Genomic DNA, 10,495 nt, shown 5'->3' with positions numbered 1-10,495 from the left:
CAGCAGACAACTGCCCGTAGCCTTTGGATTCATACTTTTTACGCTAAGCATATCTTGCTGTATCGTCCATGAATAAAAAAATGGAAAGTCCCTATTTGTTTACGTTGAGCGTATGACTAATTGCTGGACCTTTCTCCAGACAATCAGCATTAATAATGCATATCCAGCCGCATTCACACACGAGAACATTGCGATAGATACAACATCATCTTCAATATATGCAGCGCCAATATAGAGAGAACCGATACGGGCAATCGTGACAAGCACCTCGTAGATTAACAGATGGCGCTGCATCAGCAAAGCCGGCATTGCAGCAAGAGCAGGCCTGCTCATTAGCTTCAGTGTCAACCAGAGGGCTATCCATTGCGAAAACTCACCTGCTCGCCCCCACTCAGCGCCAAAAATGAATGGAAAAATCAATGTTCCAAATAATGCTATGGCTCCAAAGGGAACTACACTTACCAGTGCTAATACCACTATTGACTTGCGAATAAGGTCGGCTGCATTCTCGGGTTTGTCATGAATAGCACGAGTTATCTTCGGGTAAAAAACTTCACCGACTGATTTCCCAAGCAGCATAACAGGTGCACTCAGCACCAACATAGTAATTGAGTACTGCCCTGCGGTAGTCGCACCAAAGAGGGCTGTCAACACGATAACCGGTAGTCCAAGAGACATGGCATTAATGATGCTCTGGGGCATCCGATACAGAGCAAAATCCCTTTGCAAGAGAGCAGCGCTCCGAATCCCCGCAGTGCCAAACCAACGCCGCACCTCGAAGACACCTTTTCTTGGCACGTGTGCCAGCAGCAGCAGGAAGTTGAGCGCATTTCCCACCACCGATAATACAATCAGCTGTAGTCCAGTTGGTGCCAGAAGTCCACCTGCCAACTTACCGAGATTCATCACCAGCGTGCTGGCAACATGTGAGCCTGCTTTCGCCTTGAACAGCCCCTCGCGAATAGCGGTCTGGTTGGCGACCGACAGCAATGCCATCACTAAAAGGGAGACCGGGATGAGATACAGCAAGTCCGGCGCCGTTTTCAACCCAGTCCAGGTAGCTAACCGGGCTTGGAAGAGATACACGAAAATAAGTACTACCGGCGCCACGACTGATGCACATACCAAAGACAAGCGGGCAACCGCGGCCGCGCCCTCCTCTGCTTCTGGCATTACAATAGCATTGGCATAGCCAAGGGTAGCCAGCGGTGTGATTATATTGACTACAGCGGTGAACGCCGCCAGTTCCCCGAAAGCCTCTGGCCCGTAAAGTCGGGTGAGGAAGGGCATGAATGCAAGCGAGATCGCCTGCGCGGCCGCGATCCCCGTTGCTACGGTGGCGACATTGCGCGCGAACCTGCTTTTTCCAAATACCTTAACGCGGTCATGTAGACGGTTGAGCACCGCACTACTCATGGCCTAACTGCGCCTCTGAAACAATCAGGCACCTGATAAGCCCAGGTCATCAATAGTTTCATGGTTTATTTCCATAGATTTCGTGATACCAGTACACGACGCTAACTACGAACGACTTCACTGGCGTGGTCCACGGTACCTCCAGCCAGGCCCCTCGATGGCGGCGTCGTAGTCGTCATTGACTCTCTATCGAACCCGACCACACTACCACCCTGCTCCAGCAATCGCTTGGCCATATCAAAGCCGGTGAACTCAACACTGCCAGTAATAAGAATCATCATGTGGAAAAGGACTCTCTCAGCGATATTGGTAGTGGTAGTAACCGTAGTAGCCGTCGGCAGTCGAGGGCTTGCGCTCCACGGCATTGAGCACAGCACCGCGCACCCGTATGCCGTTGTCTTCCAGGCGCCGTCTGGCCGCCTTGATCTCACGCACCGGGTTCTGCTCAAAGCGGGCCACCAATAAGGTAGTATCACAGTGCTTGCCAACCACGCTGGCGTCAGTCACCGCAAGCATCGGGGGGGTGTCAACCAGTACCAGATCAAAACGGTCGCTCAAGACCACCATGGCCTCGGCCAGGCGCGTCTGCATGAGCAGCTCGGAGGGATTGGGAGCCACCCTTCCCCGGCTGATCACATGGTAGTTATCGATGCCGGTGGGGCGAATGATATCGGCAAGCTCGCACTGCCATGCCAGGTAGTCGGATAACCCCGGGCTCGCATCCAGCTTGTAGGCGCGATGCAGATACCCCTTACGCAAATCGGCATCCACTACCAACACCCGTTTACCGGCCTGGGCAAAGACTGCGGCAAGGTTGATGGTAAGGAAGCTCTTTCCCACGCCGGGACTGGAGCCCGTGATCATGATGCGATTATTGCAGCCTTCCAGCAGCGCAAAATGCAAGCTGGTGCGCAGCCCGCGGATCGCTTCAACGCTCAGGTCGGCCGGGGCTTGTTCGGCCAGTATCCCGGTCACCACGCTCTTGCTCTGTTTCAGGCCTTTTCGCCTCATCCGCTTGGTCAGGCGTGATTGGGCGCTCGAAAGCGGGATAGTGGCATAGACGGGAATCCCCGCTGCCTCGATCTGGTCGGGTGAGGTCACGCCGCGTCGAAGCAACTCACGCACCAGCACCAGGCCAACGCTGAGCACCAGACCAACCAGCGTAGCCAGAAGGATCATACGGGTGCGATTGGGAGCCACCAGGCCGCTGATCACCGCGGTGTCTATGATGCGCACGTTGCCGATGGTGCCAGCACGTGCCACTTCCAGCTCCTGTATAGTGTTGAGTACGTTGACGTAGATCGCCTGGGTGACATCCACATCGCGCCGTAGACGAATGACCTCCTGCTGGGCAGCGGGCAACTCCTTCACACGGTCGTTCAGCTCAGTCCGGTCCTGCTGGATCTGACGGCGCTGTCGTAGCAGGGCCTGATAGGAGGGGTGGCTGGGCGTGTACCGCTGGGCGAGTTCGGCTTCCTGGAACTCCAGCTCGTTCAGGCGAGTTTCGAGCTCGATGTAACGCTGAATGGCAGCCTGCGACTCACTGTCGAGGTCAACACTATCCAGGCCCGCCCGATACTCGTTCAGGTACTGTTCGGCTTCCGCCAGCTGGCTGCGTAACTCCGGAGCTTGTTCTTCAAGAAATTCCAGGCTCTGCTGGGCCTGGGCAGACTGCCGCTCAACATTCTGAGTCAGAAAGGTTTCCGCCACGGCACCCAGCGTGCGGGTGAGTTCAGCCGGGTCGTCACCGATCATGATCAGGCGCAGCATGCCGGCACCATCCCTGCTCGATGATGTTTCCCGAATCTGCAACCGCGCTCCGATACTGCCGATTGCCGAGGTTCGATGCTGCTTCATGAGTCGGAAGCGGGCACCGGGCGCGGCATTGAAGCTGGCAATATGCAGCGTCAAATCACCCTCAAGGTAGCGCTCTGCCTGGCCGACCTGTCCCCTGCCAATGGGCATGCCATCCAGCAGTACCTGATAACCCTCGGGCAGTCGCTCAACCAAGAGCCGCTGTCCGCGACGGCTGTCTGCCAGCTCGAAACGCGCCACACCGAGAGATTCATCACCCCAGACATGCGGCTGGCCACCCATGAACTCGGGGCGAGGAATGCCGTGACGCTTAACGAAATTGCCGATGAAGGGCAATTCCACCGGGCGAATGATCACGTCTCGCTCCAGGCGGTCCACTACCTGACCCAACACCATTCGAGACTGCAGAATTTCCACCTCTGCCGGCGTGCTGACGACATCCTCACCAAGGATGCTACCAACGGTACCGAAAGGGCTAACGCTAGAGCGGCGTTCCACCTGTACCAAGGCATCTGCCTGATAGATCGGCGTGGCCAGTTGCCCCTGTACGTAGCCGACCCCGGCAAAGAGCAGCGTGATGATAATAATCTGCCACTTGTGATCCAGCAGCACACCCAGCAAACGCCCCAGATCGATGGTGGCTTCCTGCGTGTCCTGCTGCTGTGCCGATTGTTGCGGTGTCTCGTTCATGAACTCTTCCGCGGATAAGGAGGGGAAGAAAGGGGACATGGCACGGGCTTCAAAGGCGTTGTGCCCATAGGCGCGTTGCCTCATTCAGCATCCGGTGCACATGTGCGAAGACTTCCGGGCTCTTACGGTAAGGGTCGGGGATATCGCTCCCCTCCTGATCTGCCAGCCACTTGCCCATCAGCAATATCTTGCCACGCACCTCCGGCCAACGCTTGGCGACGGCCTGGCGCTGGCCGTCTGTCATTACCAACACCAGATCGGCTTCGGCTAGCAAATCAGTGTCCAACTGGCGCGCCTGATGCGACGATACGTCGAGCCTGTTAGCCTCGGCCAGTCGACGGGCCTGAGCATCCACCGACTGGCCGGCCAGGGCGCCCAGGCCAGCCGACGTTACCGTCAGATGCGGCAGCCGCTGTTGCAACATCGCCGCAGCTACCGGGCTGCGGCAGATATTACCGGTACACACGATCAATATGCGCTGGAACATGCCTAGAGCAGATCTTCGAAACTGTCGCGACCACCCCGGATATCACCCGGCAGCCCCAGGGACGGCAGGATCAGAGTGATCACCCGGTTCCAGCGGGCCAGCGGGGCGGTCGTCACGTACACTACATCGTTGGGCTTGAGTGGAAACCTGCTGGCCATCATGTAGGCAGTTGCGTCGCTCACGTCCAGTTGATAGACCGTGGCCAACTTATCGCTTTCCACCGGCTGGGAGCGCATCACGAAGATCCCTGTGGCATCGCCACGCTCTTCGTTGATTCCACCTGCTCGTGACAGGGCATCGGTAAGCGAGAGGCGCTCACGGTTCATGGGTAGATTGCCGGTCACGATGACTTGACCAAGCATGGCAATTCCCTTGTTGTCAGCGCTGGCAAGGTGCAGCTGATCGCCATCGCGAAGCAGACGATTCTGGCTCTGGTCCCCCTCACTAAGCAGGCCAAACAGCGAGAGCCGCTCTTCCTGACCCTCGCGAATCAAAGTGAGCTCATGCCAGTAGGCATCGCCGGAAGGGCCACCCACGGCGCTGATGGCATCCACGATGGTCAAGGGCAAGTTGGTGATGGGCAGCGCCCCTGGCGCATCTACGGCACCGGTCACGTATGCCTTTTGTGAATTGTACTGGGCCACAAACACATCCACTTGGGGATCCGTCAGATACGCTGACAGACCGCGTGTGAGTTGGACTCGGATCTCATCGGTAGACTTCCCGTCAACGTTGATGCGCCCCAGGAAGGGGTAGAAAATGGTGCCGTCCGGTCGGATAATATTGCCCGCTTCCGCAGCGCTTCGTTCGGCCCCTGCGGGAATCGTAAGCTCAGGGTGGTCGTAGACAATGATGCTCAGGATATCGCCGGGCCCTACCTGGTAGTCATAATCGGCAATCTGGCGGCGCAACACCTCAGACCGAGCCTGCGCGGTCGGCCGCTCTCGCTCGATACGCTGTAGCAGCGCCGGAGTGATCTGCTCGATATCGACCATCGAGGCAAGGTCGACACTTTCGACATCGGGATAGTTCATATGCCCACCAGGGGCAAAGGCACAGCCTGCCAGCCCAAGCATGGCCAAGCTTGCCAATGTCGCCCGAAGCGACCGGGGTATCGCCATGAATGTGTCGCTCATTATTAGTATCTCTCAGAGCTTGGATTGGGCATGCGGTCATGTCCCCACGCTACCGCCCCGAAGTGACGGCGAGTCCTCGAAGCCTTTTCATCAATTTGCACAATTCGAACAACTACCTTGCCACTACTGCCACCTTGCCACTTAATCCACATCAATCACTATTGGTCGGGCTTCCTGTACATCATCGCAACATTTGTCTCGGGACTTCCTTGGGGATGAAAAGCCATCTTTGTGCCACCAGACTTAAACTTCGCCAGGCTCGGCACTTCTTCCTTAATGGTTAGTTCATCACCCAGCCATTCTGCCGAGGCACTTTCAGGTGCACGATCATGATCCGCTTTCTGAAGCCAGCGAATATCGACGAGATCACTTTGCGAGTCATAACCAATCATCGCCGACAAAAGAATATTTCTGACTTGATTCATGTCCTGCTCGCAGCAAGCTTGATTAATCGCGCGCAATAACTTCTGTAGCTCATCCCATTCCACCATTTTTTCTACGGCTGTCATGATCCTCGGATGCGATGTGGCCTTTGCAGAATCTGCTATCAGGAGCTCTTCGTACAGCTTTTCACCAGGGCGCATGCCGGTGAAACAAATGGCAATATCCCCTTTCGAGCAACTAGAATGCTTTAGCGTGTCGACTGCTTCTTCGATATCAGGAAAGTAGGGCTGTAACCCCGTCAGCCGCACCATGCGAAAGGCAAGGTCACTTATCTTCACTGGTTCTCCCATATCCAGTACGAAGACATCCCCTCCCCGTGCCATGGCTCCCGCCTGTATGACCAGTTGAGCCGCTTCTGGAATGGTCATGAAATATCGAGTTACATCGGGATGAGTCACGGTAATGGGACCTCCCATTTCGATCTGCTTCCTGAAAAGGGGTACAACGGAACCCGAGGATCCCAGCACATTGCCGAAACGAACCATGGAGAAACAGGTTACGGACTGTTCCTTGGCGAGAGCCTGACATATCATTTCGGCCAGCCGTTTGCTCGCCCCCATCACATTCGTGGGTCTGACTGCCTTATCGGTAGAAATCAAGACTACATTGCATACTTTGGCCGCTATGGCAGCCTTGGCCATGGCTAGCGTTCCGAACACATTGTTGCAGATGCCTTCTGACATGTTCTGCTCGACCAACGGCACATGTTTATAAGCTGCAGCGTGATAAATCGTGTTGACATTAAATCCCCGCAGAAGGGCTTCAAGACGCTTACCGTCCTGAACCGATGCCAGGATAGGCAAACAGGGAATACTTGAACCTGCCCTCTCCTGCATCTGCTTGAGATCCTGTTCGATGTAATAGAGGGCGCATTCAGCGGCATCGATGAGTAGCAGTTGTTGAGGACTCTGACATAAGACCTGCCGGCAAAGCTCACTACCAATGGAACCCCCGGCACCTGTCACCATCACAACCTTGCCAGTAATGTCGGCACCCATCAGTGTTGGATCGGGGGGAATAGGATCTCGCCCCAACAGATCTTCAATCGCAACGTCCAGCAGTTCGTTGAACCTTGCCTTCCCCGAGATGATGTCGGCCATGTCAGGAATGGTCTGTACGGGTATGTTCAATGTCTCGATGGACTGAAGGATTTCCTGCCGCCTGGCTCGAGTCGCTTCAGGTATAGCCAAGAGGAGCTTCTGCACGCCGTAGGTCTTGATCAACCAACCACTCTCTTCTGGCGGATATACCTTGAGCCCTTGCACATGGCTTCCCTGAAGCCTGGGCGCATAGTCCACGAATGCAACAGGTTGGTAGTCTCTGCCATGTCGAAGCGACATTGCCAGTTGGCGGCCTGAGGCACCGGCACCATAGATCAGTACTCGTGCCTTGCGTCGCTCCTGGTCACTGAGAAAAAGATGACGAAGGCCGAGCCTGACTCCCCCGATCGCGATCAGTGCCACCATGGCATAGATGAAAGGGACCGAGCCTGGAATGGGAAGTCCGGATAGAGTGATTATCAGGCTCAGCACCCCGGACGAGGCAAGCACACCGATCAGCATCGTCTGGGTGGCCTTCAGTCCAAGGTGGCGGATGATTGCTTGATAGAAGCCCAGCTTGATGAACAATGCGATGCTGATGGGTACAGCAATGGACAGGGCGATCCATACGGCAGGCTGAGACAGGAAGTCGAAATTGTCCACACGCAGCCGCATGGCCACGAGGAAGCTGACCGTAATGAGGAAAACGTCCGCCACCACTTGTATCACCCGCTTGCTGGCGCGGGGCAACCCAAAAACTATCGACAAGAATGGAGACATCGAGCATCCCTCTTGGTCCCATCAGATTCGATGGACTCGCAGAAAGATGCTGTCAGCGAGTCGCACCAAAGGGCCACCAGTACCATCAAGCAGGTGCTCTTAGAGGCTAACCACCGTTACAGTATGTTTCAAATCAAAGCGTTCTGATTACAAGAAAATCAGGCGGGGGATATGAAATAATACATGCTTGACACCATGACGGAATTCCAACTCTCTCCTCCGAGAACAGAGGATTCTTGGTAAAAAGCTGGCATGGGTGGGCAGCTTTTCAACTCAGTGGAGGTCGACGGTGTCCTGGCAGAGACCTTTCAGAGTTTTCGTCACTGCCAGCAGCTTGAGACACCAGTAGGCCCGCCCTACCCAGCGGGGTAGAAGAGCCTACGGCAGGAGATTGTCACGAAATGAACCACAGGTGCGAGTAGTACAGGCTCCCGCTCAGGTCTCAGAACACCCGATTCAGGCCATTCTGCGCCGCCACCCGATAGGCCTCGGCCATGGTGGGGTAGTTGAAGGTGGTGTTGACGAAATACTTCAAGGTGTTGGCTTCGCCCTTCTGCTGCATGATCGCCTGGCCGATATGGACGATTTCCGAGGCTTGGTCTCCGAAGCAGTGGATGCCGTAGATCTCCAGGGTGTCCTGGTGAAAGAGAATCTTGAGCATCCCGACGGTATCGCCGGTGATCTGGGCACGGGCCGTGTCCTTGAAGAAGGCCTGGGCCACTTCATAGGGCACTCTGGCCTCGGTCAGTTCACGCTCTGTACGGCCAAAGGAGCTGATCTCGGGAATGGTGTAGATCCCCGTGGGAACCTCGTTGACGTAGCGGTAGTCCCGGTCGAGCAGCTCGTCGCAGGCATTGAGCCCCTGATCGTAGGCGGCGCTTGCCAGGCTCGGCCAGCCGATCACGTCACCGGCGGCATAGATATGGGGAATCGTAGTCCGGTAATGGTCGTCTACCTGCAGCTGACCGCGACCGTTGGCCTCCAGGCCGATATTCTCAAGCCCCAGCTCATCGGTGTTGCCGGTACGACCGTTGGCCCAGAGAAAGGCATCGGCACGCAGCTTCTTGCCCGACTTGAGGTAGACCGTGACGCCGGACTCATCGCCCTCCACGCGCTCGTGCTCCTCATTATGACGTATCAGCACGCCATGCTTGCGCAGGTGATAGGAGAGCGCGTCGGAGATCTCGTCGTCGAGGAAGGAGAGCAGGCTGTCGCGGTTATTGATAAGGTCCACCTTGACGCCCAGTCCGGAGAAGATCGAGGCATACTCACAGCCGATGACCCCCGCCCCAAAGATGATCAGGGTACGAGGCGTATGTGACAGACTCAGGATGGTATCCGACTCATAGATGCGCGGGTGGCGGAAATTGATATCAGCCGGCCGATAGGGCCGCGAGCCGGTGGCAATGACGATCTTCTGTGCAACAAGCTCTTCCAGTGCTTCCTGGCGATCGCGAATCAGCAGTGTATGCTCGTCCTTGAAGCGTGCCACACCGCTGAACAGATCAATTCGATTGCGGGCGTAGAAGCGGGTGCGCATCTCGACCTGCTGGTCGATGGTGATACGCGATCGCTCCATGACCCGGGGAAAGGAGAACCAACGAGGCTCACCGATATCGCGAAACATGCGATTGGTATTGAAGGCCATGATCTGCTTGACCTGGTGGCGCAGCGCCTTGGACGGAATCGTCCCCCAGTGGGTACAGTTGCCGCCCACTGCCGGCTGCTTCTCCACGACCGCAACCCGCTTGCCATGCTTGGCGGCATTGATGGCCGCACTCTCACCGGCAGGACCGGTCCCGATCACCACCACGTCATAGTTATGAACTGCCATGGGCTCTCGCGTCTCCTTTTCCTAGGAGCCTGTCGGACTTAACGCTAATCTTTTGTCAAGCCCGACAGGCTCCAAGCTTATTGGTTGAGGATGGCAATCAGCGCCGGGTTGCGTCGTACCCCAGGTCGGCGCCGCGGCTTTCGTCACTTCTGCGACGGGCGCTGGGACTGTTCTTGCGATTTTCCTCCTCGCAGATCTCATCCTTGCCGCCGCAGACCTCGCAGCCGTCCTTGAGGCCCAGGTTGTTGAGCCCGCCGCAGGAGCCGGCAATGGGCTTGCGCCCCATGATCACACCAATCGCCATGGCAGCCATGACGAGCAGCATGAAACCTAGAACCAGAAAAAAGATATTCATGTCGCGCTCCTCTGCTTAGTACTCAAGCCACGGCTCCATCGCCGCAGTGTAGAGAATTTCAATACCCTGTGGTGTCTTGACAACGAGCCGGGCGGCACTATCCATCCCCGGGACCTGGCCGGGTGTCGTACCCTGCTGCTCGGCTGCCATCAGCAACAGCGCCTGACGCGACGCCTCGCTGGCGGTTTCAGCCACCACGCTGATGCCAAGGGTTCTGGGCAGAGTGGGAATCGCCACCGGGGTGGGCCTGACCAGCCGGTGCACCAGTGCCGCGTCCGTCAGGTTGATTCGATGCCCCGCGCCTGCTCCGGCATCCCCGCATGCTCCAGGGAGAGCCACCAGCCTCCCCGGGGTGGTCGTCCACGGGTGCGAATCACGCCACCGACCTCGACCATCATGTGTTCGACGTCATGCTCGGTCAGCCACTCCGTGAGGCGATCGACGGCAAGCGCGTGTATCAGGCGCTCCAGCTCGTCGCCAAACGAAACCGGGGCAACT

9 protein-coding genes are annotated in these 10,495 nt (G+C 56.8%); all 9 read right to left on the bottom strand.

Translation table 11 applies throughout. From position 1 onward, the window contains the following. Window positions 1-99 precede the first annotated feature (99 nt). A complete protein-coding gene (locus Q427_RS07265) occupies window positions 100-1,416 on the bottom strand; it encodes a lipopolysaccharide biosynthesis protein (protein ID WP_081785872.1) in 1,317 nt (438 codons plus the stop codon). 297 nt (window positions 1,417-1,713) lie between these two features. Then, entirely contained in the window at window positions 1,714-3,921 is a 2,208-nt protein-coding gene (locus Q427_RS07260) for a polysaccharide biosynthesis tyrosine autokinase (RefSeq protein ID WP_043512424.1), read from the bottom strand. A gap of 49 nt (window positions 3,922-3,970) precedes the next feature. Beyond that, entirely contained in the window at window positions 3,971-4,408 is a 438-nt protein-coding gene (locus Q427_RS07255) for a low molecular weight protein-tyrosine-phosphatase (protein ID WP_043512422.1), read from the bottom strand. 2 nt (window positions 4,409-4,410) lie between these two features. Continuing rightward, the gene (locus Q427_RS07250) at window positions 4,411-5,544 is read right to left on the bottom strand and encodes a polysaccharide export protein (RefSeq protein ID WP_231613507.1); all 1,134 of its coding nucleotides are present in this window, start codon (window positions 5,542-5,544) and stop codon (window positions 4,411-4,413) included. A 158-nt stretch (window positions 5,545-5,702) separates the two neighbouring features. After that, window positions 5,703-7,808, bottom strand: coding sequence for a polysaccharide biosynthesis protein (locus Q427_RS07245; RefSeq protein ID WP_081785871.1), 2,106 nt, complete (start codon window positions 7,806-7,808; stop codon window positions 5,703-5,705). 442 nt (window positions 7,809-8,250) lie between these two features. After that, a complete protein-coding gene (sthA, locus tag Q427_RS07240) occupies window positions 8,251-9,642 on the bottom strand; it encodes a Si-specific NAD(P)(+) transhydrogenase (protein WP_043512420.1) in 1,392 nt (463 codons plus the stop codon). A gap of 97 nt (window positions 9,643-9,739) precedes the next feature. Beyond that, window positions 9,740-9,997 (bottom strand): (Na+)-NQR maturation NqrM, encoded by a 258-nt coding sequence (gene nqrM / locus Q427_RS07235; RefSeq protein WP_043512417.1) that lies wholly within the window; start codon window positions 9,995-9,997, stop codon window positions 9,740-9,742. A gap of 15 nt (window positions 9,998-10,012) precedes the next feature. Further along, complete coding sequence (locus Q427_RS07230; protein WP_043512414.1) at window positions 10,013-10,261, bottom strand: hypothetical protein; 249 nt, start codon at window positions 10,259-10,261, stop codon at window positions 10,013-10,015. Window positions 10,262-10,275: 14 nt separating this feature from the next. Then, the coding region (locus Q427_RS07225) for an FAD:protein FMN transferase (protein ID WP_043512411.1) at window positions 10,276-10,495 on the bottom strand (220 nt) is incomplete at its 5' end.

Source organism: Halomonas sp. BC04 (assembly GCF_000568385.1).
This window is presented reverse-complemented; position numbering and strand designations above follow the sequence as displayed.